This window comes from Streptomyces sp. NBC_01214 (genome assembly GCF_026340975.1).
Taxonomy (GTDB): Bacteria; Actinomycetota; Actinomycetes; order Streptomycetales; family Streptomycetaceae; genus Streptomyces.
This window is the reverse complement of record NZ_JAPEOS010000001.1, coordinates 3,080,853-3,107,124: the sequence shown is the minus strand read 5'-3', so window position 1 is coordinate 3,107,124 and position 26,272 is coordinate 3,080,853. Positions and strand designations below refer to the sequence as shown.

The following is a 26,272-nucleotide window of genomic DNA, read 5'->3' as shown; positions in this document are numbered from 1 at the left end:
CCGACGGGACGTTGACGACAGGGCCTGGGCCGCCGCCCGGCCCGCAGCCCCCCGGCGGCCTCCGACACCGCGCCCGGACGGGTTTCACCCCGTACGGGATCGGCATCCCGTGGGCAGCCTCCTCCCGCTCCCCGGAACGGCACCGGATCCCGCTGCCCGACCCGGCGCGCTGGGCGCTGCCCGGTCGGACGGGCCAGTCGGGCGTGCCGGTGGTCGGGCCAGTCGGGCGGGCCGGTGGTCGGACCGGTGGTCGGGCCGGTCGGGCGGGCCAGGGGGCGGGCCAGGGGGCGGGGCGGTGGTCGGGCCGGGCGGATCCCGCCTCTTCGGCCGGCGGCGCGCGGCGCGGCACACCGTCACGGCAGGAGCGGGCGCGGCCCAGCCGGGCCCGACTGCCGCGCCCCGGGTCCCACTGCGCGGGCTCTCCCGCCCGGGTCCGCGGCCCGGGGTCTGCGGCCCGGCTCCGCGGCCCGGGGCGCCGGGCGCCCGTCAGTCGTACCGCACGCCCGCCGCCCCCACGCTGACCGCCGCGGCCACCGCGTCCGCCAGGCCCGGCACCTCGTCGACCGACAGCTGCGAGACCGTCAGCCGGACCCCCGGCCCCGCCTCGACCCGGAAGACGGCCCCGGGGGACACCGCCCATCCGGCGGCGAGCAGCCTGGTCACCACCACCGTCTCGTCGACCACCGGCACCCAGACGTTCAGGCCGCTGCGCCCGTGCGCCCGGATCCCCCGCTCCCGCAGCGCCTCGACCAGCACGTCGCGCCGACCCGCGTACGAGCGGGACACCGCCACCGGGTCGACCGCGCCCGAGGCCCACAGCTCCACCACCGCGTACTGCAGCAGCCGGCTCACCCAGCCCGGCCCCAGCCGCTGCCGACCCCGCAGCCGGTCCAGGGTGACCGCGTCGCCGGTCAGCACCGCGAGCCGCAGGTCCGGCCCGTACGCCTTCGCCGTGGACCGCACCAGCACCCAGTGCCGGGTCACCCCGCCCAGCGGATGCAGCGGCAGGTCGACGATCCCGTTCCCGTGGTCGTCCTCGATCAGCAGCACCTCCGGGTGGTCCGCCAGCAGCGCCCGCAGCTCCCGTGCCCGCTCCGCGCCCACCGCGGCCCCGGTCGGGTTCTGCGCCCGCGAGGTCACCACCAGGGCCCTCGCCCCGGCCGCCAGTGCCCGGGCCACCGCCTCGGGCCGGGGCCCGTCGTCGTCCACGGCCACCGGCAGCACGCGCAACCCGAGCGCCGGGACCAGGTCCAGCGCCCCGCCCCATCCCGGGTCCTCGACCGCCACCGCGTCACCCGCCCGCAGATGGGCGGTGAGCACCCGTTCGATCCCGTCCAGCGCACCCGAGGTCACCGCCACCGGCCCCGGCGGCACCCCGTCCGCATCGAAACCGGCCCGGGCCAGCTCCGCGAGCTCGGGGGCGACCGGGTCCGCCCCGTAGAGGGTCGGCGCCTGCGCGTACCGGCGGGCGGCCGCCGCCAGCGGCCCCTCCAGCGCGGGGAGCAGGGACACGTCCGGGCTGCCCTCCGCGAGGTCCCGTACGCCGTCCGGCACCACCATGCGCAGCGCGTCCCGCGGCGTGCTCGACGGTCGGGCCCGCACCCGGCTGCCCCGCCGCCCGTCGGTCTCGATGACCCCGCGCTCGCGCAGCGTCCGATAGGCGGCGGCCACGGTGTTGGGGTTCACCCCCAGCTCGCCCGCCAGCTCCCGCATCGGCGGCAGCAGTGAACCCGGCGGGAGCGCACCCGAAGCCACGCCCGCCTCCACGCCGGCGGCGATATCCGCTGCGCGACGCCCTGTGATTCGATAGTCTCCTAGCACAAACACCAGTATGCACTAGTGCAATGGAGTCGGCACCATGACCGCCACGCCCACCACGGAGACGCCCGCACAGACGGAGGGAACCATGGAGACCGAGGGGCCCGCGAGGGACGGATCGACCGGCAGCTACGAGCCCACCGACCTCACCGTCCCCAGCCGCTCCCGCGACCGGGCGCGCTACGACCGCGAGACGGTGCACTCGATACTCGACGGCGCCTACGTCTGCCACCTCGGCTTCGTCCGCGACGGCGCGCCCGTGGTCCTGCCCACGCTGTACGCCAGGGTCGGCGAATCGCTCTACATGCACGGCTCGACCGGCTCCCGCCCGCTGCTCGCGGCCCGCCGCACCGACCCGGGGCTGCCCGTCTGCGTGACCGTGACCCACGTCGACGGACTGGTCCTGGCCCGCTCGGCCTTCCACCACTCGCTCAACTACCGCTCGGTGGTCGTGCACGGCACCGCCCACCAGGTCACCGACGAGGCGGAGTGCCGGATCGCCCTGGACGCCATGGTCGACGCCGTCGCCCCGGGCCGCTCCGCCGACGTCCGGCCCGCCAACGCCAGGGAACTCGCCGCCACCGCGGTGATCCGCGTGGACCTCGCCGAGGTGTCCGCGAAGATCCGCAGCGGCCCGGTGAACGACGACGCCGAGGACCTGGACCTGCCGTACTGGGCGGGCGTGGTCCCGGTGGCCCCGACGTACGGAACGCCGGTGCCCGCCGCGGACCTGGCCCCCGGCACCGCCGTCCCGGACTACCTCAGCGCGCTCTGAGGGCTGCGCCGCACGGGGGTGGGCGCGGCGACCGGCCTTCGGGCCTCCGCCACGATCAGCGCGCCCACCGCCGTCAGCAGCAGTACGGTGCCCAGCACCACAGCGCCGGTCAGCCGCTCCCCGAGCAGCAGGACCGCGATCACCGCCGCGCTCACCGGCTCGATCAGCATGATCACCGACACGGTGGCGGCCCGTACCGCGGCGGCACCCGTGAAGTAGAGCGCGTACGCCAGCGCGGTCGGCACGGTGGCGACGTACACCAGCAGCCAGAGCACCCGTCCGAGATCGGCGGTGTGCGGCAGCAGCCCCTCCACCGCGGCGAGCGGCAGCAGGCACACCGTGCCCACGGCCACCGACCAGGCGGTGGTCACCAGCGGGTCCCCGCCCGCCCCGCGCTGCCCGAGCCACCGCGCCCGCAGGGTCATTCCGGCGTACCCGGCGGCCGACAGCAGCGCCCAGCCGACGCCGAGCGGCCGCACCTCGCCGCCGCCGCTGCCCAGCACCAGTACGGCCAGCCCGGCCAGCGCCCCCACGACGGCGACCGCGCCGCCGCGGCCGAGCCGCTCGCCCATCCAGTACCGGGCGCCCAGCGCGATGATCACGGGCCCGGCGCCGAGGGTGACCACGGTGCCCACCGCGAGGCCGGTCTCGCGCACGGCGGCGAAGTACGCGGCCTGGAAGAGGGTGAAGAGGAGTCCGGTGACGACCAGCGAAGCCACCGGGGGCCGCACCCGTCCAGGGGCGGGCCGGGACCCGCGTACGGCGAGCACGCCGAGCAGCACCACGAGCCCGCCCGCGCACCGCCAGAAGGACAGGGCGAGCGGGCCGAGGTCACTGGCCAGGAAGAGGAGGGAGGCGGCCGCCCCGGCGGTGCCCCAGGCGGCTCCGGCGACGACGAGGTACAGCAGACTGCGCCCGGCAGCGGGCGAATGGTTCGACACGAGATGTCTCCGCGCATGCGTGAAGGATGAAAGGAGCAGGCCATCGCTTCGCGGGCAGCACGGACCCGCCCGGGGGCTCCCGGGCCGGGTACCTGTCGTGGTGGCGCCGCCCGCGCTAGGCGGCGGGAGGCGGAAGCACGGTCGAATGCATGACCGTCACCCTAGCCCTTGCCGACCGTGGTCGTCTCACGCGCCGGTACGGCCTGGTCGGCCACGGCCGGCACCGGCGGGGCGGCAGGCCGGGAGGACTGCGCGATGAAGGCGCCGCCGAGCACCAGGCCGCCGCCGACGATCTGCCAGGTGGAAAGGTGCTCGCCGAGCAGGATCCAGGCGAACACGGTGGCGACGACCGCCTCCAGGAAGGCCACGACGCCGGCGACCTGGGGCGAGAGCCTGCGCACCGAGACCACACCGGTCAGGTAGGCGAAGACGGTCGCGACCAGCACCACCCAGGCGAGCAGCACCGGAGCCGGTACCAGCGTGCCGCCCACGGAGGCCTCGCCGCCCAGCACCTGCCAGTCCATCTCCCAGGGCCGGGCGATCACGGTCATCACCAGGGCGCCGACGAGCATGCCGTACGCGATCACCCCGAGCGGGTCGGGGGCGTCGTCCCCGTCGGCGCCCTGGTCGGCGAAGACGAAGTAGAAGGCCTGGCAGCAGGCGGCGGCGAGGCCGAAGAGCACGCCGAGCAGGTCCAGGCTCAGTCCGGCCCAGATCTCGACCACGCAGGCCAGTCCGACGACGGCCACGGCCGCGCCCGCGGCGGCGCCGCGCGTCACGGGCTTGCGCTGCACGAAGCGGATGTAGCCGAGCAGCAGCGCCGGACCCAGGTACTCCAGCAGCAGGGCCACGCCGACGGGGATGCGGGACAGGGAGGCGAAGTAGAAGGCCTGCACACCCGCGACGGCGACCAGCCCGAAGCCGGCGAGCAGCGCGGGCCTGCGCAGCACGAGGTCACGATGGCGCCAGGCCAGCGGGGACAGCACGAGCGCCGCCCCGGCCACCCTGAGCCAGACCGTGTGGAGGGGATCCAGACCCGCCTCGATCAGTGGCTTCGCCGCCACTCCGGAACCACCGAACGCGAACGCCGAGACGAGAGCGAGGCCCAGTCCGGCATTTCTCCCTGACGCTTGCATCCCGCCATCATGACAGGGCGGGTCAGGACCGTCACGGGGATGACACCTGTTGAGACGGAGTCGAGATCACGGGCCGTCGACCCCCGCCATATCTGACAGGTCGTCAGTATTGAATGTTCCGCCCGCCGGGGCTACCTTCCGCCGCACGTACCCGACGAGAAGGGGTGGTCGCATGGCCGAAGTCACCGCGGAATCACGCATCGAGGCGTCCGCCGCGCTGCTCTGGTCCCAGCTGACGGACTGGGACGCGTACGGGCAGTGGAGCATGACCCACACGAACTTCCCCGGCGGCGGACCCGAGACCCTCGCGGTCGGCGCCACCTTCGCGGAGAACATGAAGATGATGGGCTTCCCGGCCGAGGTCCTCTGGACCGTCTCGGAGCTGGAGGCCGAGCGCCTCTTCGCCATCACCGGCAAGGGCCCGATGGGCGTGGCGGTCCTCACCCGGTACACCCTGATCCCGGAGGGCGAGGCCACCACGGTCCGCATCGACGGCGAGTTCACCGGGGCCGCCGTCTCCCTGATGGCGGGCAAGCTCAAGGACTCGGCCACCGCCGCACTGAACGAGTCGCTGCGCAAGCTGGCCGGCCTGGTCGTCTGACCTCCGGCCCGCCCGCTCCGTACGCGAAGGCGCGCCCCGCGAGACGAACTCGCGGGGCGCGCCGCCGCACGCCGGGGCCCGCCGGTCGGGCTCAGTGCTCGTCGGCCAGGATCAGGTAGAGCTTCTTGCGGGCGTCGTTGATGACCCCGAGGGCCTTCTCCCGCTGCTGGGGCGTGCCGGTCTTGAAGACCTGCCCGAAGGCTTCCATCAGACCGATGCCGGCCGTCCGGACCTCCTGCATCGCCTCGAAGTCGAAGCCGCGCCCGGCGTCCGCCCAGGGGGCGTCCGGGCCCGACTCGGCCTCGGTGCGGCCGGCGTCGGTGAGCGTGAACAGCTTCTTGCCGCCCTCGCTCGCACTCGTGATGAGCCCCTCGTCCTCGAGCAGTTGCAGGGTCGGGTAGACCGATCCCGGGCTGGGCTTCCAGGCCCCGCCGCTCCGCTCGCCGATCTCCTGGATCATCTCGTAGCCGTGCATCGGCCGGTCGGCGAGCAGCGCCAGGATCGAGGCGCGCACGTCGCCGCGCCGGGCCCGGCCCCGCGGTCCACCACGTCCGCCGCGGCCACCGAAGGGGCCTGCGCCGAAGGGCGGCCCGAACGGACCGAAGGCGGCCCGCCGCCCCTTGAAACCCTCCCGACGATCGGGCCCGCAGTGGTCGTGGCCCCGTCCGTGGTCATGGCCGTGCTCGTGTCCGTGCTGTCCGTGTGAACGCATGACTGCGCTCCTTTCGTCACGTTGTCGTTGCTTCATCGGTTGTCCGATGCCTCCACTATCGACGACGGCTCGCGACGTGTCAACGATATATCGGAACCTGTCGCCGATAGCGCGCCCCCGGCCGTGGAAGAGCTGGCCCGGGCCGCATACGGCCGTGCGCGTGAAGCCGTTCTGACGGGCAACGTCCTCCACGCCTCAACCTCGGGCTGGATGACGGCGAGATCGAGGCCGTCGTAGAAGCGCCGGCCGAAGACGTCGTCCAGTTCGCGGAGTCTTCGCTGAGACGGGTCAAGCGCGTCGTGGAAGCGGCGGGGCAACGGGGGACGGCGGACCCGTCGGCGATCGCCCAGAACGGAGTGGACGGAGCGGATGGAGTGACACGACGACCGCTCCCCGTGGGTTGGTCGTGTCCTGGCCGTGCGCCGTAGCTCGCTTGCACCGTTCCTGGACCGTGGACGGCGAGTCTGGAGCCGCTTCCCCCCGAGGGACTCCCGGCAGGTACTTCCCGACGGGTAGCAGACCGCTCCGCCCCCGCCTCACCCTGGAGATGCGTGGACCCGTCGTTCCCTCAGCAAGCGCGCAGCCGTCGCCGCCGCCACGGTCCTGACCCTAGGTACGGTCGGCACCCTCGCCGCAACGGCCGGCCCCCAGCACCGGTACCCCCAGCCCGGAAAGGCCCGGGTCGCAGGCCTCATCGACACCTGGAACAAGGCTCTGCAGAACAAGGCCGGCGCGAAGAACACCGTGAAGGCCCGCTACTCGTACGAGTAACCCGCCTGCGCCGGCGGAGCTCGGCACACCGTGCCCGGTCGACCGGCGGCACGTCGCACCGCTCGGCGGGCCCGAAGTGGTCTGGGCGCCGGTGTTCGACACGACCGGGCGGCTCCCGGTCGTCGGGGGCCCCGCTCCAGGCGGGCGACTGCCTCCTCACCGACGACCGTCACATCCGCCTCGTGCTCCGCCCGCACACCCCGTGGCGGGTCTGCACCCGGCACCACACCGGACCGGGCCAGTCACCCCCGATTGGCCTTTGTCGATGATCAAGGAACCGCCCTACCGTCGGGGCATGCGCATCCGAATCGTCGACGCCTTCACCGACCGCCCCTTCCAGGGGAACCCCGCGGCAGTCCTGCTCCTCGACGCCGCGTTCCCCCCGGACGCTTGGCTCCAGCAGGTCGCCTGCGAGATGAACCTCTCCGAAACCGCCTTCGCCCACCCCCTGCCGCCCGGCGGGGACGCCGACTGGGCGCTGCGCTGGTTCACTCCGGCCGCCGAGGTGGACATGTGCGGTCACGCCACCCTGGCCACCGCGCACGTACTGGCCACCAGCGGCCTCGCCACGGGGCTGATCCGCTTCTCCGCGCGCTGCGGCATCCTCACGGCCGAGACGGCCGAGGACGGCACGGTCACCATGGACTTCCCGACGTCCTCGCTGACCCCGGTGGCGGCGCCGGCCGCCGTGGACCACGCGCTCGGCGGTCCCCCGATCCTCTCCGTGCACGACACCGCCGACCACATCGGTGACCTCGTCGTCGAGCTCGCCGACGAGAAGACCGTGCGCGAGCTGGAGCCGGACCACGGCGCCCTGCGCGCCTTCGCCCGACGGGGGGTGATCGTCACCGCGCCCGCCGAGGATCCGTCTCTCGGGTACGACTTCGTCTCCCGCGGCTTCTTCCCCGCCTTCGGCATCGACGAGGACCCGGTCACCGGCAGCGCCCACACCGCGCTCGCCCCGTTCTGGGCGGAGCGCCTGGGCCGCACCGAACTGACCGGCCTCCAGGGCGGTGCGCGCCGCGGGCTCGTACGGGTGACCCTGGCGGGCGAGCGCACCCTGCTGACCGGCCGGGCCGTCACGGTCGTCGACGGTGAGCTCCTCGCGCCCCCGCCCGGGGTCGGACAGTCGGGATGAGCACACGGGACCCCGACGCGGACGGGAACGCGGACGCCGACGCCGCCCCGGGCCGGACGTGCCGGTGCGGGCGGGTCAGTCCGCGGACCCGCCCCCGTCCCGCTTCGCGTCCCCTTCGGCGTCCCCTTCGGCGTCCCCCCTCGATCGCGCCTTCGCAGCCGCCTTCGCGCGTGCGGCGCTCCGCCGCCCCCGCTCGTGTTCCTCCCAGGCCGCCGAGTCGATCCGCTTGCGGTACACCTGCTTCGGCTCCGCCGCGCCCAGGTGCACCGTCCACACCCACAGGAGGGCCGACACGACGAAGAGGACGCCCGCCGCTCCCAGGTAGGAGGCGATTTCCTCGGACTCGGAGACGCCCTCCTCATGCATGAAGCCGGGTACGCCGGCGATGAGCGCGTTCACCCACCACGCGAGCGCGACATTGAACAGGACGAGGGAGACCCAGTAGACGACCCGCACGCTCTTCGCCGGGCCGCTCGCTTCCCCGAGGAGCAGGAGGCGGCGCAGCGAGACCGGCCCCGTCCGGTGGCGGCCGCCGGTCACCTCCTTGGCCCGGCGCACCGACGCGTAGCACTCGTCCAGCCAGCGCCCGGGCTCCGGATCCGGGGGCGGCGCATCGGTCGGCGCCAGCTCCTTGGCCTGCAACCAGCCGGTGAGGAACTGGATCTCCAGCGCGGCCTTCTCCAAGCGCCTGCGGTAGTGGTGGTCGCTGCTGCGCGCCTCGCGGCGGTCCCGGATGAGGAGGCTGATCCCGCCCACCAGGCCGGTGACCACGGGCACCAGGAACGGCGCGAACGGCACCAGGGAGTCCAGAACAGCCACCGGCTGCGCCTCCTCACTGGTGCTGTGGCCGGACAGGCTTGCCGGGCGCCGCGACCCGGTGGACCTCGCCGGTCACAGCACCGGCCCCCAGCGTTGCACCGCCCCCGCGTCCGTCACCGCCCGGAAGGGCCGTTCGGGTGGGCCGCCGCCGGTCACGGGGTCGGCAGCCAGGCCACCTTGCCCGCGAGGAGGGCGTACCCGCCGAAGGCCACGATGTCGAGGAGCGAGTGCGCGACGACGAGCGGTGCCACCCTGCCCCAGCGCCGGTAGGCGAGGACGAAGACGACGCCCATCACCATGTTGCCGATGAAGCCACCGATGCCCTGGTAGAGGTGGTACGACCCGCGCAGCGCCGAGCTGGCCAGCAGCGCGGCCATCGGCGACCAGCCCAGCTGGCCGAGCCGGCGCAGCAGGTAGGCCAGCACGATGATTTCCTCCACCACGGCGTTCTGCAGTGCGGAGAGGATGAGCACGGGGAACTTCCACCACACGTCGGGCAGCGCCTCCGGCACCACCGTGAGGTTGAATCCGGTGGCCCGGGCGCCCAGGTAGAAGGCCAGCCCGGCGCTGCCGATCCCGGCCGCGACCAGCGCGCCCCGGCCGAGGTCCCACCAGGGCCGGGTTCGGTCGAAGCCCAGCACCCGCAGCCCGGGGGCGCCCTCGCGGGTCAGCAGGTGCGCGACCAGCAGTACGGGTACCAGGGCGCTCGCGATGCCGAACAGCTGCCAGGCGAGGTCCAGCCAGGGCCGGCCCGGGGCGTAGGAGCCGTTGAGCGTGGCCGCCTGGTCCTTGAGGCCGCCGGGCTTGGTGAGCGAGCCGATGAAGCTGATCAGTGCCGAGACCCCGCTCGCGCCCAGCGACAGCGCGAGGACGAGCAGCGTCTCGGTGCGCAGCAGGCGCCGCCGCCCGCCCTCGTCCAGTTCCAAGAACACCGGCTCCGGCTCCGTCCGCACGCCCGACTCCGTCCTGCCATCCCGTTTGCGACCACCCCATACTGCCTCCTCGGCGGACCGGGAGGATCACTGCGGGGCCATCACCAAGATCGCCGGACGGTATCGGGCGCACGGCGGGAGCCCCGGCCGGAGGGGCCGGGGCCGGAGGAGGCCGGGGCCGGAGGGGCCGGGGCCGGTCAGCGCACGACGGGCACCGAGGCGGTCACCTCCTCCGTCAGCCCCACCGGCCAGGTGTGCACCGGGTCGCCCTTGTGCATCAGCTCGCTGTACCTACGGGTCGTCGCGGCGAGCGCCTCGTCCCGCTCCAGTCCGGCGGCGAGCGCCCGGTGGTAGGTGTCCACCTGCCAGGTCGCCCCGTTCACCCGGCGCCGGCAGCGCTCCTCGATGATGCCGAGGTAGTGGTCCCGGTCCGCGGGCTCGATGCCCCAGGCGTCCAGCCCCGCCGCCGCCATGGGCAGCAACTCGTCCAGGACCAGCCGTACGGCGGGCACGCTCGCCAGTCCCCCGGCCCGGCCGCGGCGCGGCCACCGCAGCCGCGCGTCGATGCCGTACCGGCAGGCCGCGTCGAAGTTCGCCTCCGCCTCGGCGAAGGGCAGCCGGGTCCAGACCGGGCGCGGTTCGTCCGCGAGGGTGCGTACGAGCCCGTAGTAGAAGGCGGCGTTGGCGACGACGTCGGCGACCGTCGGCCCGGCCGGCAGCACCCGGTTCTCCACGCGCAGGTGCGGCACCCCGTCGGCGACCCCGTACACGGGCCGGTTCCACCGGTAGACGGTGCCGTTGTGCAGGACCAGTTCCTGCAGCCCCGGCACCCCGCCCTCGTTGAGCACCCGCAGCGGCTCCTCCTCGTCGCATATGGGCAACAGGGCGGGGAAGTAGCGGACGTTCTCGGCGAAGAGCTCGTACGCCGAGTCCACCCACCGCTCCCCGAACCAGGTGCGGGGCCGCACGCCCTGTGCCTGGAGTTCGGGCGGCCGGGTGTCGGTGGCCTGCGTGAACAGGGGCGGCCGCGACTCCCGCCACAGCTCGCGCCCGAACAGGAAGGGCGAGTTGGCGCCGACAGCTATCTGCGCCGCTGCCACCGCCTGCGCCGCGTTCCACACCGCCGAGAACCGGGCCGGGGTCACCTGCAGGTGCAGTTGTACGGAGGTGCAGGCGGCCTCCGGCACGATCGACCCGGAGGTCCAGATCAGCCGTTCGACGCCGTCGATGTCGAGTGTGAAGTCCTCCCCGCGCATCATCAGGATCTGCTCGTTGAGCAGCGAGTAGCGGTCCACCGCCGAAAGGTTCGCGGTGACCAGGTCGGCGCGGGAGATCGTCGGCAGAATACCGATCATCACCACTCCGGCGTCGATCTCCGCGGCCTTCCGGTGGGCATAGCCCAGCCCGGCGCTGAGTTCCTCGGCGAGCCGGTCGAATACCCGGCCGCCCAGTCGGTGCGGAAGGACGTTCACCTCCAGGTTGAACATTCCCAGTTCGGTCTGGAAATCGGGACTCGCAATCCGCTCCAGCACCTGCGCATTCACCATTCTCGGCAACCCGTCGGCACCCGCGAGATTCAGCTCGATCTCCAGTCCCATCATGTTCTTCGGGCGGTCGAACCTCTTTTCCGCCAGGAGTCGCTCCAGTCCCTCCAGACACTCGTGAAGCTTCCTTCGATACCGCTGCCGATCGGACAGGTCGAATCCGCCCGCCACGACCTTCTCCCCCATCGAAGCGTCCCTCCTCGAGTGGGCCTGGCCCGGTACACCCAGGCGCGCGTTACGGTCGATGATGCCCCGGCAGCGTGATCCATAACGCGCGGGTGACGTGCGTGACGAGGAGCGCGCGCCGGTTTGGCCGAACGGCGCTTCGGCACATTCACCTGGCAAGTCGCAGTATGCAAATTCCGCCCCGACTTTGCCTCGTTCGGATAACCGAAGCTTTCCAGCCGAGCCCCCATCCGGTAACCTCCGAGGTCAGCGCGACATGTTCGCGCGCATCCGGCATGAATGTCATGTCAGCGGGTCCGGTAAGCGCCTTGTCGGCAATAGGCGGGACAGCTAGCCGAAACACTGTGTGAACACATGTCGTATAAACTCCGCAAACGAGGCAGAGAGTTGGCGCGCGGCCATTGCCCCTCGGCCCCCCTCTGGCCCCAGAATGCGAGTCCGCACCTGCCCCCGTTCCACAGGTCTCCCAAGTGAGAGGCGACCCACCATGCCGCTGCATGTCCCTCCGGCTCCCGCGCCCGCCCTGCGCAGCGTCCTCGCGGCACTCGGTTCCCCCACCGCCGTCCACGAGGCGCACACCCCGGCCCTGCGCGCGATCCAGGGGCCGCTGACCGCCGAACTCCCGCTTCCGGTCCACGTCCTCGACCGGCTGGGCATGTCCAACCTCGCGGCCGGCGGCAGGCCGCCGCGCACCCGGCTCACGGGCTGGCGGTTCCTGATCCGCAGCGGGGACCGCTACGTCGCGGCGGCCGACACCCGGCTGACTCCCGACGGCTGGGTCTTCTCCCATTTCTTCGAGGGCCCCTACGTCGCGGCCACCGAACGCGCCCTGCGCCAGGCGGAGTCCCTCACCACCGGCTACCAGCCACGGCTGCTGTCGGTTCCGGAGCTCTACATGCTGACCCTGTGGCTGCACGGGGCGGTGGGAGCGGACGCCGCCGCCGGGCTGCCGGCCGGCGAGGACCTGCTGGTGCCCCTCGCCCCGGCCCCGCCCGGCATCGCCGCGTACCGGCCGCATCCGGTCTCCGAGCTACTGCCCGTCCTGACCCGTCGGCTGACCCCGACACCGACGGCGGCGCCCCCCTCCCTGGCGGCGCCCGCCGCCTGACCCGAATCACCCATTCGGCCTAGTCCACTCGGGCCACTTGCGAACCATCCGAATTGATAGGGGAGTTGGCCTGAACCGCCCGCACGAGTGATGCGTCATCAATCTGTGAGAACAGCTGCCGGGAAATACCTGCGAAGCGGCTGCCATGGAGGAAGACTGATGACACGCTCCCCGCGGGTGCGGGGATGACCCAGGGGGACGGCCATGAACCACGCATCGAGCCGTAGCACACAGACCACACCGCAGCGAAAGAACGCATCCATGTGCCAGCACCAGCCAGCCTGCCCGTCAGCCGAATCCGCCGACCGGGAGGCCGCGCGCCCGGTGGCCAACCACCCGGAGCAGGGCTGGAGCCTGCTGTGCAATGGCGTCCTGCTCTTCGAGGACACCGGTGAACTGCTGCCGGACGGGCAGATCATCGCCCCGCACCGCCCGCTCGCGGCGGCCTAGGCGAAGTCGTCCGACCGACCGTAGCGAACGACGAAGGGGCCGGCCCGGGAGACTCTCCCGGACCGGCCCCTTGTTCATGTCGTACGACCGTCATACGGCGGTCGTACGACGAGCTGCACCTCAGGCGTCGTACTCGTCCAGCGGCGGGCAGGAGCACACCAGGTTCCGGTCACCGAAGGCACCGTCGATGCGGCGCACCGGCGGCCAGTACTTCTCGGCGGCCGTGACCCCGCCCGGGAAGACGGCCTCGTCCCGGGTGTACGGGTGGTTCCACTCGCCGCCCAGCGCCGCCGCGGTGTGCGGGGAGTTCGCCAGCGGGTTGTCGTCGGCCGGCCACTCGCCGCCCGCGACCCGCTCGATCTCACCCCGGATGGCGATCATCGCGTCGCAGAAGCGGTCGATCTCGGCGAGGTCCTCGGACTCCGTCGGCTCGATCATCAGCGTGCCGGCGACCGGGAAGGACATGGTCGGCGCGTGGAAGCCGTAGTCGATCAGGCGCTTGGCGATGTCGTCCACGCTCACGCCCGTGGCCTTCGACAGCGGCCGCAGGTCGATGATGCACTCGTGCGCGACCAGGTTGCCCGGGCCGGTGTAGAGCACCGGGTAGTGCGGCTCCAGGCGCTTGGCGATGTAGTTGGCGCCGAGCACCGCCACCTGGGTGGCGCGCTTGAGGCCCTCGCCGCCCATCAGGCGCACGTACGACCACGAGATCGGCAGGATGCCCGCCGAACCCCACGGAGCGGCCGAGATCGGGCCGACGCCCGTCTCCGGGCCCGCGGTCGGCTGGAGCGGGTGGTTCGGCAGGTACGGGGCCAGGTGCGCCCGGACACCGACCGGGCCGACGCCCGGACCGCCGCCGCCGTGCGGAATGCAGAAGGTCTTGTGCAGGTTCAGGTGCGAGACGTCGCCGCCGAAGTGACCCGGCTTGGCCAGGCCCACCAGCGCGTTCAGGTTGGCGCCGTCGACGTAGACCTGGCCGCCGGCCTCGTGCACCTGGGCGCAGATGTCGGCGACGTGCTCCTCGAACACACCGTGCGTGGACGGGTACGTGATCATGAGCACGGCGAGCTCGTCGCGGTGCTGCTCGATCTTGGCCCGCAGGTCGGCCGTGTCCACCTCGCCGTCATCGGCGGTCTTGACGACGACGACCTTCATGCCGGCCATCACGGCGCTGGCGGCGTTGGTGCCGTGCGCGGAGGACGGGATCAGGCAGACGGTGCGCTGCTCGTCGCCGTTCGCGCGGTGGTAGGCGCGGACGGCCAGCAGGCCGGCGAGCTCGCCCTGGGAGCCCGCGTTCGGCTGGATGGAGACCTTGTCGTAGCCGGTCACCTCGCAGAGACGTTCCTCCAGCTCGTTGATGAGCGTGAGGTAGCCCTCGGCCTGCTCGACCGGCGCGAAGGGGTGCAGCTGACCGAATTCGGGCCAGGTCACCGGCTCCATCTCGGTGGTCGCGTTGAGCTTCATGGTGCAGGAGCCCAGCGGGATCATGCCGCGGTCCAGCGCGTAGTCCTTGTCCGAGAGCTTGCGCAGGTAGCGCAGCATCGCGGTCTCGGAACGGTGCTGGTGGAAGACCGGGTGCGTCAGGTACGCGTCCGAGCGCAGCAGGCCCTCGGGCAGCGTGTCGGCCGTGGTCGTGTCCAGCGCCTCGATGTCGGAGGTGACACCGAAGGCGGCCCAGACGGCCTCGATGTCGGCGCGCAGGGTGGTCTCGTCACAGGCGACGGAGACGAGGTCGGCGTCCACCTGGAACAGGTTGACCCCGCCCTCGCGGGCGGCGGCGACGACCTCGGCGGCACGGCCCGGCACACGGGCGGTGATCGTGTCGAAGTACGAGCCGTGCACGATCTCGACCCCGCCGGCCGTCAGACCGGCGGCGAGCAGCGTGGCGTAGCGGTGGGTGCGGCTCGCGATCGTCCGCAGGCCGTCCGGGCCGTGGTAGACGGCGTACATGCCGGCCATGACGGCGAGCAGCACCTGCGCGGTACAGATGTTGCTGGTGGCCTTCTCCCGGCGGATGTGCTGCTCACGGGTCTGCAGCGCCAGGCGGTAGGCCTTGTTGCCGTCCGCGTCCACGGAGACGCCGACGAGGCGGCCGGGCAGGGAGCGGGCGTGCTTGTCCTGGACGGCCATGTAACCGGCGTGCGGTCCGCCGAAGCCCATCGGGACACCGAAGCGCTGGGTGGTGCCGACGGCGATGTCCGCACCGAGCGCACCCGGGGAGGTCAGCAGGGTCAGCGCGAGCAGGTCCGCGGCGACGGCGACGATGGCGCCGAGCTCGTGGGCCTGGTCGATGACGGGCTTGATGTCACGGACGGCACCGGAGGCGCCGGGGTACTGGACCAGGACGCCGTAGATGCCGCGCTCGACGACCTCGGCCGGGATGCCGGCGGACAGGTCGGCGACGACGACCTCGATGCCGATCGGCTCGGCGCGGGTCTCGATGACGGCGATCGTCTGCGGCAGCGCGTCGGCGTCCACCAGGAAGACGTTGCCCTTGGACCGGCCCACGCGGCGGGCCAGGGTCATGGCCTCGGCGGCCGCGGTGCCCTCGTCGAGCAGCGAGGCGCCCGAGGTCGGCAGTCCGGTCAGCTCGGCGACGACCGTCTGGAAGTTCAGAAGCGCTTCGAGGCGGCCCTGGGAGATCTCCGGCTGGTAGGGCGTGTACGCCGTGTACCAGGCCGGGTTCTCCATGACGTTGCGCAGGATCACCGGCGGCGTGAAGGTCCCGTAGTAGCCGAGGCCGATCATCGGCGAGAGGACCTGGTTGCGGTCGGCGAGCGAGCGCAGCTCGGCCAGCACCTCGGCCTCGGTGCGCGCCTCGGGCAGGTCGAGCGCCTCGGCGGTCTTGATCACATCCGGGACCGCGGCAGCGGTCAGTTCGTCCAGGGAGCCGTAGCCCACCTGGGCGAGCATCTTCGCCTGCGCCTCGGCATCCGGGCCGATGTGGCGCTGTTCGAAGGGGATGCCTCGCTCCAGCTGGGAGAGCGGAATGCGGTTGGCGGTCATGTACGGAGGCCTCCTGGTCGTATGACCTGCGAGGGGCACCACGGCGCGGGCACCCGGACGGCCTCCCCCTCTGTCATCTGCACCTGAGAGTTTCACCGGAGTCACGGGGGTCTCCCGAGAGTTCCGGCTTTCACCGTCGGTGAGGAGGGGGACCGGCACTGCACGCCCGGCACCCGCCCTGCTTTCCAGAGTGGCCTCGTCCGTGCGGTACGTATGCCTGAGAGATTCCGGGGAGGATTTGCTCCTTCGGCGCCTCCGTCTCGTTCACTCGGAGGACTCTCCCGCACAGGGTCGACAGCCGTTCACCAGCGTACCAGCGAGGATCTGAACCCTCCCCGAGTGGCCTCCGCTGCGGATATGCACTTCTGTAGTCATTACGGAGCAGTTGCGACCTTTTGGAGGGACCGTGCAGACCGACATCGATCCGCGCAGCCTGATCGGCCGCAAGGCGTTCGACCGCAATGGCACCAAGATCGGCACGATCGACGAGGTCTACCTCGACGATGCCACGGGCGTCCCGGAGTGGGCCGCGGTCCGGACGGGGCTCTTCAGCCGGGACGCCTTCGTCCCGCTGGAGCCGAGCGAGCTGGTGGGCGACACCCTGCGGGTGCCCTTCGAACGCGCCCTCATCAGGGACGCCCCGGACTTCGGTGTCGGGCGCCACCTCTCCCCCGAACAGGAGCTGCAGCTCTACCACCACTACGGACTGGACACGACCCTTCCGTCGGACTTCAACCGCGACTTCGGCCGCCTGGCGGGTGACGAGAGCTAGACCCTGTCGTCAGGACTGCTCCCCCACGAGCGGCAGCGGATCGGACGGCTCCAGCTCGGGGTCGTCCACCCGGAAGGTCCGCACCCGGCCGGGCTCCGATCCGGGCTGCTCGAACCGCACGGTCACCCGCCCGACCCCGCTGCCCTGCACCCATCCGGGCCCGTACACGGCATGCCGTACGTCGCTCCCTGCCGTCCAACGCCGTTCGGGGGCGGGCTCCGGCTCCCCGGGCGGCTCGGCGGCTCCCCGGGCCCCCTCGGCCGTCACCGCCTCCCCTCCGGCCCCGTCCGCCTTGTCCGCTCCGCCAGTCCCACCGGTCCCACTGGTCCCACCGGTCCCACCGGTCCCGCCATTCCCGGCAGTGCCGTCGGTACTGTCAGTCCCGTCCGGCTCAGCGGCGAGCGACTGCGCGAACAGGTCCTCCTGCGTGTAGTCCGCCAGCCCGCTCACCCCCACGCCCAGCAGCCGCACCCCGCCCGTGGTGTCCACGCCCTCCAGCAGCCGCGCCGCCGCCTCCCGCACCACCGCCGGGTCGTCCGTGGGCCCCCGCAGGGTCTCGGACCGGGTCAGCGTGGAGAAGTCGTACCGCCTCACCTTGAGCACGATGGTGCGCCCCGAGTGCCCCGAGCCCCGCAGCCGCTGCACGCACCGGTCGGCGAGCCGTTGCACCTCGCCGCGGATCCGTACCCGGTCGTGCAGGTCCACGTCGAAGGTGTCCTCGACCGACACCGACTTCGCGTCCCGCTCCGCGACCACCGGCCGGTCGTCCAGCCCGAGCGCCATCCGGTACAGCCCTGCGCCGGCCGAGCGGCCGACCATCCGGACCAGCTCGTCCTCCCCGGCCTCCGCCAGCTCCCCCACCGTGGTGATCCCGGCCCGGCGCAGGTGCTCGCCCGTGGCCGGCCCCACCCCGGGCAGGGTGCGTACCGACATGGGCGCGAGCAGCTCGCGCTCCGTCCCGGGCTCGATCAGCAGCAGTCCGGCCGGCTTGGCCTCCTCGGAGGCCACCTTGGCCAGCATCTTCGACCCGGCCAGCCCCACCGACCCGCTGAGCCCCGTGGCGGCCCGGATGTCGGCCCGCAGCCGCTCCCCCGTCTCCCGCGCGCTGCGCGAGTCGAAGGCCACCCCGCCCGCCTCCAGGTCCACGAATGCCTCGTCCAGGCTCAGAGGCTCCACCAGGGGCGACAGCTCCCGCAGCATGGCCATCACCACGTCGCTGACCTGCCGGTAGAGGTTGAAGCGGGGGATCAGGTACGCGCCGTTCGGGCAGAGCCGCCGCGCCTGCCCCATCGGCATCGCGGAGTGCACCCCGAAGCGCCTGGCCTCGTAGGAGGCCGTGGCCACGACCCCGCGCGGCCCGAGGCCGCCGACGATGACGGGCTTGCCGCGCAGGCTCGGCTTCGACGCCTGCTCCACGGAGGCGTAGAAGGCGTCCATGTCCAGATGCAGGATGGTCGGCGCGGCTCTCACAGCCCGATGCTGCCCTACGCCACTGACAATGCCCCGGCTCGGGTCAGACCGCCCGGTTGCGGCGGGCGGCCAGCTCGTCCGTCGGGTTGTGCCGCACCAGGGTCTCGCCGGTGTCCACGCGCTCCCCGTGGAGCTGCGACAGCGCGCTCTCGACGTCGCGCCACACCACGCCCACCGCGATGCCGAAGACGCCCTGCCCGCCCTGGAGCAGGCTCACGACCTGGTCCGGCGAGGTGCACTCGTACACGGTGGCGCCGTCGCTCATCAGAGTCATCCGTTCGAGGTCCGAGAGCTCCCGGTCGTGCAGGTGCTGGACCGCGGTGCGGATGTTCTGGAGCGCCACCCCGGTGTCCAGGAAGCGCTTGACGATCTTGAGGACCACGACGTCGCGGAAGCTGTAGAGCCGCTGCGTCCCCGCCCCGTAGGCGGCCCGCACACTGGGCTCCACCAGCCCGGTCCGGGACCAGTAGTCGAGCTGCCGGTAGGTGATGCCGGCCGCGGCGCAGGCCGTGGGCCCGCGGTATCCGATCTGCTCGGGCTCCGGGTCTGCGCCCACCGGTCCGACCGGCGTCGACTCCGGCTGACGGCGCGCGGAACCGACCGCACCGCCGTGCAGCGGGTACGGCCCAGCCTCACTCCGTGCGGGGGTGCCCCCGGTCGTACCGTCGCCCGTGATCCTCACGCCGACCCTCCGTCCTTGACCTGCCCACCTCGAAGGTAGGCAGTCACCAGGGGTGCGTCAACGATCGCCACACTCGGCACGCCGAGTGATAATCACCCTGAGAGTGGTTTCCCGTATCCCTTTACGGGGAAAGGCTAATCGAATGGCCTGAGGATCCCCGAGGACGACGCGGCCGACACCTCACTGCGGGCCGGTACCGAAGTCCTCCGGTGAGATCTGGTCGAGGAACTCGCGGAACTTCTCCACCTCGTCCTCCTGCTCGTCCGGAATGGCGATTCCGGCGTCGTCCAGCACGCCGTCACTGCCGTAGATCGGCGTCCCCGTCCGCAGGGCGAGGGCTATGGCGTCGGAAGGCCGCGCACTCACCTCGACCCCGCTGGCGAAGACGAGCTCCGCGTAGAAGACGCCCTCCCGCAGATCCGTGATCCGGACCTCGGTGAGCTCCTCGCCGATCGCCTCCAGCACGTCCTTGAACAGGTCGTGCGTCAGCGGTCGGGCAGGGGCCATGCCCTGCTGCGCGAAGGCAATGGCGGTCGCCTCCCCTGGACCGATCCAGATGGGGAGGTACCGGTCGCCTCCCACTTCACGCAGGAGCACGATCGGTTGGTTGGAGGGCATTTCCACCCGGACACCCACAACGTCGAGCTCGTTCACACAGTAACCCTAGGACCTGCTCGACAGGTTTGGGTAGTCGGGCCCCCCACCTCAGGACAGCCGGACCCCGAGAGCGGTCTGTACGAACGCCTCGTGGAGCCGCAGGGAAAGCCCCGCGAGCTCCTTCAAGGTGGCCTCCGCATGAGTCCTCGTCTGGGGATTGCGGTGCCTGCGCAGCGGTGCCACCACCTGCTCCACCAGCCCGGCCTCGCGGTCCGCGGCGGCCTTCATCGCGCGCAGGTGCCGCGGCTCCAGCCCGAAACGGCCCAGGTCGGCGACCAGGCGGGCCACCGTGACCGCCTCGGCGTCGAATCCGCCGTCCGCGCCCTCGGCCAGCAGCCCGTACGACTCCCACTCGACCAGCTGCGCCTCGTCCACCCCGGCGGCCTCGAGCAGCTCGGCCCGGCCCACCCGGGCCACGGTGGGCCGCTCCCGCCCCACTTCGCCGTAGACGGCCGCCGGTCCGGCAGGATCGGTGGAGTCCCCGTGCGCGGTCGGCGCCGGGATGCGGATCTGCTCCCCGCGGGCGAGCGCGTCGAGCTGCTCGCGGATGACCTTCAGCGGCAGGTAGTGGTCGCGTTGCAGGCGCAGGATCCTAGCGAGCCGCTCCACGTCGTCGGTGCTGAACTTGCGGTATCCCGAAGGTGTGCGTCGGGGTTCGACGAGCCCCTCCGCCTCCAGAAAACGGATCTTCGAGATGGTGACTTCGGGGAACTCGTCACGCAGCGTGGTGAGCACCGTGCCGATGCTCACCAGCCGCCCGGCCGGGCCGGCGGTGCCGGCGGCGCCACTACTCGGGGCACCGCCGGTCGGGGTACGCAGCATGGAACCTTCCCTAAAAGGGTCAGATGCCCCGCAGGCTCGCGTAGAAGACCAGCCGGTACTTGCCGATCTGCACCTCGTCGCCGTTCTGCAGGGCGACGGAGTCGATCGGTTCACGGTTGACGTACGTGCCGTTGAGGCTGCCGACATCGGCGACGGTGAAGCCGCCCTCCTGGCTCCTGCGGAATTCGACATGGCGCCGGGAGACGGTGACGTCGTCCAGGAAGATGTCGCTCTGCGGGTGGCGGCCGGCCGTGGTCAGCTCGCCGTCCAGCAGGAAACGGCTCCCTGAGTTGGGACCGCGCCGCACGATGAGCAGAGCGGAACCGGGGGGCAGCGCTTCCACCGCGGCCTGCGCCTCGGGGGACAGCGAGGAGGACGACACGTGCGGTTGTCCGGACACCTCGGCCTCGTAGGCCTCGAGGCCCGAGATCGAGATCGTGGACGTGGTCTCCGAGGCACGCTCCGGCGTCAGACCCGCCCGCAGCGGCGCACCGCAGTTCGAGCAGAACCGACTGGCCGCATCGCTGCGGTGTCCGCACCTGCTGCAAATCTGCTCGGCCGACATGGACGGCTCCTCGCGCCGCGGATGCCCCGCGGATGCATTGGTGGCATACGGGTCGGGGGCAAACCCTCCACCCGCACTTGAGGTTGATGGTTCACCGAAACCTATGCGTCCGGTACCAGCAGGGTCAACAGCCGACGCGCCGGGGGCACCCGAAACATCCCCCGCGCCGGCGACCTCGTCTCGGAAGAGCGGCCGGTCGCCCTGCCCTTCCACTTCCCCGTGCCCGGCGCGGTGCCGTGCCGCGCCGCCTTCCTCACGGTTCTTCTTGCCGAACAACTTCTCAAACAACTTCACGGGCGATTCCCCTTGACTGAAACAGACCCGCCCGTGGGGCAGGACGAACTCCGAATGCAGACACCTGCCGACCCGGACATTCTGACAACGTCCGTAACCACCAGACAGTTTCCACCACGCACCGCGACTTCGGTGCGCCGACCCCCCGCAGGCATCCGCCCGCGTGGGCCGCTCGACCCTTCACTCCGATTCATCACGATGACGACCGAGCGTAGTCAGGCTGCTTCGCAGCCCGCAAGGCATCCACAACGATCTTCGCCGACCGTGTGACGGCGACGGTGGCCTGCTCCTTCTCCAGCGTCTGGACGACACCGCCGGGGATGTTCAACGCGGGCTCCAGATCCTGGGGCTTGCCGATCACCTTGAACTCATAGGGTTGTGTGATCTTCTTGCCGTCGATGGCGACCCCGCCGTTCTCGTCCGAGAAGTACGAGCCCGCCACGATGCGCACGCCGTTGATCTGGATCGCCTCGGCCCCGGCCGCCCGCAGCTCCTGGAGCGTGTCCAGCAGCTGGTCGGACTGCACCTGACCCGTGGGATCCGTGATCTTCAGCGTGATGCCCGGCCCCTGGGCTGCCACCGTACCGGCCAGGATGCCGAGTTGGCGTTCCTTCTCGACCGTCTGCTTGCGGGCCTCCTCGGCCTGGTTGGAGCTGCTCTCCAGTTCCTTTCGCTGGTCCTCCAGCCGCTGCTTCTCGTCCTCCAGGCGCTTGGTCCGCCCGTCGAGCTCGTCGAGGATCCGTACGAGGTCCTCCTGGCGGGCCCCGCGCAGCGCGCTGGAGTCGCTGTTGGACCGGACCTGGATCGCCAGACCCAGCCCCAGGACGAACAGCAGCAGCGCCACGATCAGTTGGGCCCGACTCACCCGCGGCGGCCACAGCCCGGCCGCGAGCCGCTGCCGTCCGGTCTCCTCGGGCTGCCCCGGCACTTCCTTGGACGGCTCCGACGGCTCCTGCGGTTCCGGCGACTGCGGAGGTTGTACCGACTGCGGGGTCTGCGAGGACTGCGGGGGCTCCGGGTGCTCCGGGTGCTCCGGAGACTTCGACGTCTCCGGGGTCTCCGGCGCCTTCGGGGGCTCCGGAGACTTCGGCATCTTCGGGGGCTCCGGCACCTTCGGGGGCTCCGGCGGCCGGCCCGCGCCCCCCTGCTCCTCGGGGCTGTCGTTCGTGCTCATCGGCCTCACGCCCGGAACACGTGCCGGCGGATGGCCGCGGCGTTGGAGAAGATGCGGATGCCGAGGACCACGACCACGCCCGTGGACAGCTGCGAGCCGACCCCGAGCTTGTCGCCGAGGAAGACGATCAGCGCGGCCACGACCACGTTCGACAGGAACGAGACCACGAAGACCTTGTCCACGAAGATGCCGTCCAGCATCGCGCGGAGGCCGCCGAACACCGCGTCCAGCGCCGCCACCACGGCGATCGGCAGATATGGCTCCACCACGGCCGGCACTTCGGGCCGGACCAGAAGTCCGGCCACCACTCCGGCCAAGAGGCCCAGTACCGCGATCACGATGCACCCTTCTGCTGCTCTGCCGGTGTAGCTGTACGTACGGTCAGGCTCGACGCGGCCGGCAGCCGCAGGTCGTCCGCCGGGGACAGGGAGTAACGGATCCCGTAGCTCTCCTGCAACACGTGCAGGTACTGTCCGTCCGCCGAGTCCTGGAAGGCCGTTCCGAGCCGTTTCTTGTCCCCCACCGCCAGCACTTCGTACGGCGGCACCAGCGGCCTGTTGTCGACCAGTATCGCGTCACCCGCGGCTCTGATCGCCGACAGTTCCGTCAGCCGCTGGCCGTTGATGGAGATGGCCTCCGCCCCGGACTGCCAGAGCCCGTTGACGATCTTCTGCATGTCACGGTCGCGGAGCCGGCCGGTGTCCGAGAAACCGGAGCTCTCGCGCGGTTTGCCACCACCGCCCGACGAAGCGCCCTTCGCATCGTCCACCACCAGCTTGATCCCCGGCCCGTGGACCTCCGTGGCACCCGCCAGCAGGGCCACGAGCTCGCCCTGGCCCCCACCCGGCTGCTTCAGCGCCGCACGCTGGCGGCCCGCGACATCGGTCCTGAGGCGGTCGATGTCACGCTCCAGGCCGTGCGCGCGGTCGTCCGCCCGCTCCACCCGGTCGATCAGTTCCTGACGCTCCTTGGCCAGCACCGGCGCGGCTATCTGCGCCTCGGCGGCACCGAGCGTGACGACCATGGCGGTGACGACGAGCCCGGCGGCGAGCCCCAGTTTCGCCTTGAGGGTCCGTGGCAGACCCGCCGTACCCTCCGCCTCGCGCCGGGCCGCGGCCTCCGCGTAGCCCTCGTCGAGACTGTGGTCCATCACGTGCGTCAGCAGCGACATGGAAGCGTCCGGGCGCGCGGGCACAGGAGACGCCGGAGTCCGGTTGTGGGGCGGCTGCGACATGCCGCACATCGTCGCATGTCGGCAGCGCAGTCACCCAATGCGTCCATCCGGTGGGCGGGACCGGCACTCACCGCACCCGGCCCACCGGACTTCCGCCCTACGTCATCGCACGTCGGGCCCTCACTGCCCGGCGCCCTCCACGACGCCCGCCCACTCGTCGAGCAGGGCCTGAGCGGTGCCGTCGTCGGGGCCCTCGGCCCACAGGTGGGTGACCGCTTCCGCCGGATCCGGCAGGACCAGCGCCCACCGTCCGTCGGCCTCGACCACCCGCACCCCGTCCGTGGTGTCCACCTGCCGGTCGCCGGCCGCCTCCACGACCCGTCGCATGACGAGCCCCTTCACCGCCCACGGCGTCGAAACGTCCCGCCTGAGCACGTGGGCCCGCGGAATCCGGGCGTCGATCTGGCTCAGGGTGAGCTGCGTGCGCGCCACCAGCCCGAGCAGCTGCACGAAGGCGGCCGAACCGTCGAAGACGCTGCTGAACTCCGGAACGATGAATCCGCCCCGACCGTCTCCGCCGAAGATGGTGTTCTCCGCCCGCCCCACCCGGGTCAGGTCGTCGGGCGAGGTCGTCGTCCACTCGACCTGCGTACCGTGGTAGGCCGCCACCTGCTCGGCCACCCTGGTCGTGGTCACCGGCAGCGCGACCTTGCCGCTGCGCTTCTCCGCGGCCACCAGGTCGAGCATCACGAGCAGCGCCCGGTCGTCCTCGATGATCCGCCCGCGCTCGTCCACGAGGGAGATCCGCTCGCCCACCGGGTCGAACCGCACGCCGAAGGCCGCCCGTGCCGAGGCCACGATCTCCCCCAGCCGCACCAGCCCGGCCCGCCGGGACTCCCTGGTCTCCGTCGGCCGGGACTCGTCGAGCCCTGGATTGATCGTCAGCGCGTCCACACCGAGCCGGCCCAGCAAGCTGGGCAGAACCAGCCCGGCGCTCCCGTTCGAGGCGTCCACGACTACCTTGAGCCCGGCGTCGCCGATGCCGGTGGTGTCCACCCGCCGCAGCAGCGAGCCGGTGTAGGCGTCGAAGACGCTGCCCGGGAACTGGAGGTCTCCGATCTCCCCGGGGAACGCCCGCCGGTACTCCTGGCGCGCGTACACCCGGTCCAGCTTGCGCTGTCCCTGGAGCGAGAGGTCCGCTCCCCGCTCGTCCAGGAACATGATGTCCACGGAGTCCGGCACACCCGGAGAGGTCCGCAGCACGATCCCGCCGGCGCTGCCGCGCGCGGTCTGCTGCCGTGCCACCGGCAGCGGTACGTTCTCCAGGTCCCGTACGTTGATGGCGCTGGCCTGGAGCGCGGAGATCACGGCACGCTTGAGCGCCCTGGCGCCTCGCGAGTGGTCACGGGCCGTGGTGACGATCGCCCCCTTCTTCAGGGTCGTGGCGTACGCGCCGGCGAGTCGGACCACCACCTCGGGAGTGATCTCCACGTTCAGGATCCCGGAGACCCCGCGCGCGCCGAACAGGTGCGCCTGGCCGCGGGACTCCCAGATCACCGACGTGTTGACGAAGGCGCCGGCCTCGATGGTCTTGAACGGGTAGACCCGCACGTTGCCCTGGACGATCGATTCCTCACCGACGAGGCACTCGTCGCCGATGACGGCCCCGTCCTCGATCCGCGCGGCCCGCATGATGTCGGTGTTCTTGCCGATGACGCAGCCGCGGAGGTTGCTGTGGGGCCCGATGTACACGTTGTCGTGGACGACGGCCCGGTGCAGGAAGGCCCCGCCCTTGACGACGACGTTCGACCCGATGACCGTGTGCTCGCGGATCTCCGCGCCGGCTTCGACCTTGGCGTAGTCCCCGATGTAGAGCGGCCCGCGGAGCACCGCGTCGGGGCTCACCTCGGCCCCTTCGGCGATCCACACCCCGGGAGAGATCTCGAAGCCGTCCATCTCGATCTGGACCTTGCCCTCGAGCACGTCGGCCTGCGCCTTGACGTAGCTCTCGTGCGTGCCGACGTCCTCCCAGTAGCCCTCGGCCACGTAGCCGTAGATGGGCCGGCCTTCCTTCATCAGCTGGGGGAAGACATCACCGGACCAGTCGACGGAGACATCGGGATCCACGTAGTTGAAGACCTCGGGCTCCATGACGTAGATGCCGGTGTTGACGGTGTCCGAGAACACCTGCCCCCAGGTCGGCTTCTCCAGGAACCGCTCGACCTTGCCCTCCTCGTCCACGATCGTGATGCCGAATTCCAGCGGGTTCGGCACCCGGGTCAGGCACACCGTGACGAGGGCGCCCTTCTCCTTGTGGAACCGGATCAGATCGGTGAGGTCGAAGTCGGTGAGCGCATCGCCGGAAATGACGACGAAGGCATCGTCCTTCAGGGCCTCCTCGGCATTCTTGACGCTGCCGGCGGTCCCGAGTGGCTTCTCCTCATGGGCGTACGTGAGCTCCATTCCGAGCTCTTCGCCATCCCCGAAATAGTTCTTGACGAGTGACGCCAGGAACTGCACGGTGACCACGGTCTCGCTGAGCCCGTGCCGCTTGAGCAGCCTGAGCACGTGCTCCATGATCGGCCGGTTGGCCACCGGCAGGAGCGGCTTGGGCATGCTCGACGTCATGGGGCGAAGACGCGTGCCTTCGCCACCGGCCATCACGACGGCCTTCATGTCGGAAGAGTCCTCCTTGGGAGACGACAGTCGTGCCGACCCTCGCCCG

General features: G+C 71.7%; 23 protein-coding genes and 1 riboswitch. Of the genes, 6 read left to right on the top strand and 17 right to left on the bottom strand.

Annotated features, from left to right (window positions below; translation table 11 throughout):
- Nucleotides 1–486 precede the first annotated feature (486 nt).
- Complete coding sequence (locus tag OG594_RS14830) at nucleotides 487–1,821, bottom strand: aminotransferase class I/II-fold pyridoxal phosphate-dependent enzyme (RefSeq protein ID WP_266598944.1); 1,335 nt, start codon at nucleotides 1,819–1,821, stop codon at nucleotides 487–489.
- An 85-nt stretch (nucleotides 1,822–1,906) separates the two neighbouring features.
- Between OG594_RS14830 and OG594_RS14825 the strand changes: the two genes are divergently transcribed.
- Nucleotides 1,907–2,593 (top strand): pyridoxamine 5'-phosphate oxidase family protein, encoded by a 687-nt coding sequence (locus tag OG594_RS14825; protein WP_266602908.1) that lies wholly within the window; start codon nucleotides 1,907–1,909, stop codon nucleotides 2,591–2,593.
- On the opposite strand, the gene OG594_RS14820 is transcribed toward OG594_RS14825, so the two are convergent.
- The gene (locus tag OG594_RS14820) at nucleotides 2,575–3,534 is read right to left on the bottom strand and encodes a DMT family transporter (protein ID WP_266598942.1); all 960 of its coding nucleotides are present in this window, start codon (nucleotides 3,532–3,534) and stop codon (nucleotides 2,575–2,577) included. The two genes, OG594_RS14825 and OG594_RS14820, sit on opposite strands and share 19 nt — an antisense overlap.
- A 161-nt stretch (nucleotides 3,535–3,695) precedes the next feature.
- Nucleotides 3,696–4,670, bottom strand: a complete 975-nt coding sequence (locus OG594_RS14815; RefSeq protein WP_266598940.1) for a DMT family transporter — start codon at nucleotides 4,668–4,670, stop codon at nucleotides 3,696–3,698.
- 172 nt (nucleotides 4,671–4,842) lie between these two features.
- Between OG594_RS14815 and OG594_RS14810 the strand changes: the two genes are divergently transcribed.
- Entirely contained in the window at nucleotides 4,843–5,271 is a 429-nt protein-coding gene (locus OG594_RS14810) for an SRPBCC family protein (protein WP_266598938.1), read from the top strand.
- A 91-nt stretch (nucleotides 5,272–5,362) separates the two neighbouring features.
- On the opposite strand, the gene OG594_RS14805 is transcribed toward OG594_RS14810, so the two are convergent.
- The gene (locus OG594_RS14805; protein ID WP_266598937.1) at nucleotides 5,363–5,983 is read right to left on the bottom strand and encodes a PadR family transcriptional regulator; all 621 of its coding nucleotides are present in this window, start codon (nucleotides 5,981–5,983) and stop codon (nucleotides 5,363–5,365) included.
- Nucleotides 5,984–7,049: 1,066 nt separating this feature from the next.
- On the opposite strand from OG594_RS14805, the gene OG594_RS14800 reads away from it, so the two are divergent.
- Nucleotides 7,050–7,892, top strand: a complete 843-nt coding sequence (locus OG594_RS14800) for a PhzF family phenazine biosynthesis protein (protein WP_266598935.1) — start codon at nucleotides 7,050–7,052, stop codon at nucleotides 7,890–7,892.
- 75 nt (nucleotides 7,893–7,967) lie between these two features.
- Here the strand turns inward: OG594_RS14800 and OG594_RS14795 are convergent, their stop codons facing one another.
- The 3 genes from OG594_RS14795 to OG594_RS14785 form a co-directional block, all read right to left on the bottom strand.
- Nucleotides 7,968–8,711, bottom strand: coding sequence for a hypothetical protein (locus OG594_RS14795; protein WP_266598933.1), 744 nt, complete (start codon nucleotides 8,709–8,711; stop codon nucleotides 7,968–7,970).
- A 152-nt stretch (nucleotides 8,712–8,863) separates the two neighbouring features.
- Nucleotides 8,864–9,664, bottom strand: a complete 801-nt coding sequence (locus tag OG594_RS14790; protein ID WP_266598931.1) for a CPBP family intramembrane glutamic endopeptidase — start codon at nucleotides 9,662–9,664, stop codon at nucleotides 8,864–8,866.
- Between the two features lie 176 nt (nucleotides 9,665–9,840).
- Complete coding sequence (locus OG594_RS14785; protein WP_266598929.1) at nucleotides 9,841–11,373, bottom strand: glutamate-cysteine ligase family protein; 1,533 nt, start codon at nucleotides 11,371–11,373, stop codon at nucleotides 9,841–9,843.
- 487 nt (nucleotides 11,374–11,860) lie between these two features.
- Here OG594_RS14785 and OG594_RS14780 point away from each other — a divergent pair, with 487 nt between their 5' ends.
- Both OG594_RS14780 and OG594_RS14775 read left to right on the top strand, forming a co-directional pair.
- Entirely contained in the window at nucleotides 11,861–12,481 is a 621-nt protein-coding gene (locus OG594_RS14780) for a hypothetical protein (RefSeq protein ID WP_266598928.1), read from the top strand.
- Between the two features lie 261 nt (nucleotides 12,482–12,742).
- Entirely contained in the window at nucleotides 12,743–12,931 is a 189-nt protein-coding gene (locus tag OG594_RS14775; RefSeq protein WP_030009772.1) for a DUF5999 family protein, read from the top strand.
- Nucleotides 12,932–13,051: 120 nt separating this feature from the next.
- Here the strand turns inward: OG594_RS14775 and gcvP are convergent, their stop codons facing one another.
- Entirely contained in the window at nucleotides 13,052–15,937 is a 2,886-nt protein-coding gene (gene gcvP, locus OG594_RS14770) for an aminomethyl-transferring glycine dehydrogenase (RefSeq protein ID WP_266598926.1), read from the bottom strand.
- Nucleotides 15,938–16,132: 195 nt separating this feature from the next.
- Nucleotides 16,133–16,231: riboswitch (glycine riboswitch) on the bottom strand.
- A 112-nt stretch (nucleotides 16,232–16,343) separates the two neighbouring features.
- On the opposite strand from gcvP, the gene OG594_RS14765 reads away from it, so the two are divergent.
- Nucleotides 16,344–16,709 (top strand): PRC-barrel domain-containing protein, encoded by a 366-nt coding sequence (locus tag OG594_RS14765; protein ID WP_189746224.1) that lies wholly within the window; start codon nucleotides 16,344–16,346, stop codon nucleotides 16,707–16,709.
- Nucleotides 16,710–16,718: 9 nt separating this feature from the next.
- On the opposite strand, the gene OG594_RS14760 is transcribed toward OG594_RS14765, so the two are convergent.
- From OG594_RS14760 to OG594_RS14720, 9 genes are all read right to left on the bottom strand, one after another.
- Nucleotides 16,719–18,179, bottom strand: a complete 1,461-nt coding sequence (locus OG594_RS14760) for a DNA polymerase IV (protein ID WP_266598924.1) — start codon at nucleotides 18,177–18,179, stop codon at nucleotides 16,719–16,721.
- A 43-nt stretch (nucleotides 18,180–18,222) separates the two neighbouring features.
- On the bottom strand, nucleotides 18,223–18,861 hold the full coding sequence (locus tag OG594_RS14755; RefSeq protein ID WP_266598920.1) for a MerR family transcriptional regulator: 639 nt from the start codon (nucleotides 18,859–18,861) through the stop codon (nucleotides 18,223–18,225).
- Between the two features lie 180 nt (nucleotides 18,862–19,041).
- Nucleotides 19,042–19,515 carry a bifunctional nuclease family protein gene (locus OG594_RS14750; protein WP_030009777.1) on the bottom strand — a complete coding sequence of 158 codons (474 nt, stop codon included), beginning with the start codon at nucleotides 19,513–19,515 and terminating at the stop codon, nucleotides 19,042–19,044.
- Nucleotides 19,516–19,566: 51 nt separating this feature from the next.
- On the bottom strand, nucleotides 19,567–20,340 hold the full coding sequence (locus tag OG594_RS14745) for a MerR family transcriptional regulator (RefSeq protein WP_266598916.1): 774 nt from the start codon (nucleotides 20,338–20,340) through the stop codon (nucleotides 19,567–19,569).
- 19 nt (nucleotides 20,341–20,359) lie between these two features.
- Entirely contained in the window at nucleotides 20,360–21,259 is a 900-nt protein-coding gene (locus OG594_RS14740) for an FHA domain-containing protein (protein WP_266602906.1), read from the bottom strand.
- Nucleotides 21,260–21,392: 133 nt separating this feature from the next.
- Nucleotides 21,393–22,373: a DUF881 domain-containing protein gene (locus OG594_RS14735; protein WP_266598914.1), complete on the bottom strand. Its 981-nt coding sequence runs from the start codon at nucleotides 22,371–22,373 to the stop codon at nucleotides 21,393–21,395.
- A gap of 5 nt (nucleotides 22,374–22,378) precedes the next feature.
- Nucleotides 22,379–22,711, bottom strand: a complete 333-nt coding sequence (locus OG594_RS14730) for a small basic family protein (RefSeq protein WP_030010496.1) — start codon at nucleotides 22,709–22,711, stop codon at nucleotides 22,379–22,381.
- Nucleotides 22,708–23,616: a DUF881 domain-containing protein gene (locus OG594_RS14725; protein WP_266598912.1), complete on the bottom strand. Its 909-nt coding sequence runs from the start codon at nucleotides 23,614–23,616 to the stop codon at nucleotides 22,708–22,710. The genes OG594_RS14730 and OG594_RS14725 overlap by 4 nt, the downstream gene beginning before the upstream one ends.
- A gap of 111 nt (nucleotides 23,617–23,727) precedes the next feature.
- On the bottom strand, nucleotides 23,728–26,223 hold the full coding sequence (locus tag OG594_RS14720) for a mannose-1-phosphate guanyltransferase (protein ID WP_266598910.1): 2,496 nt from the start codon (nucleotides 26,221–26,223) through the stop codon (nucleotides 23,728–23,730).
- Nucleotides 26,224–26,272: the final 49 nt, after the last annotated feature.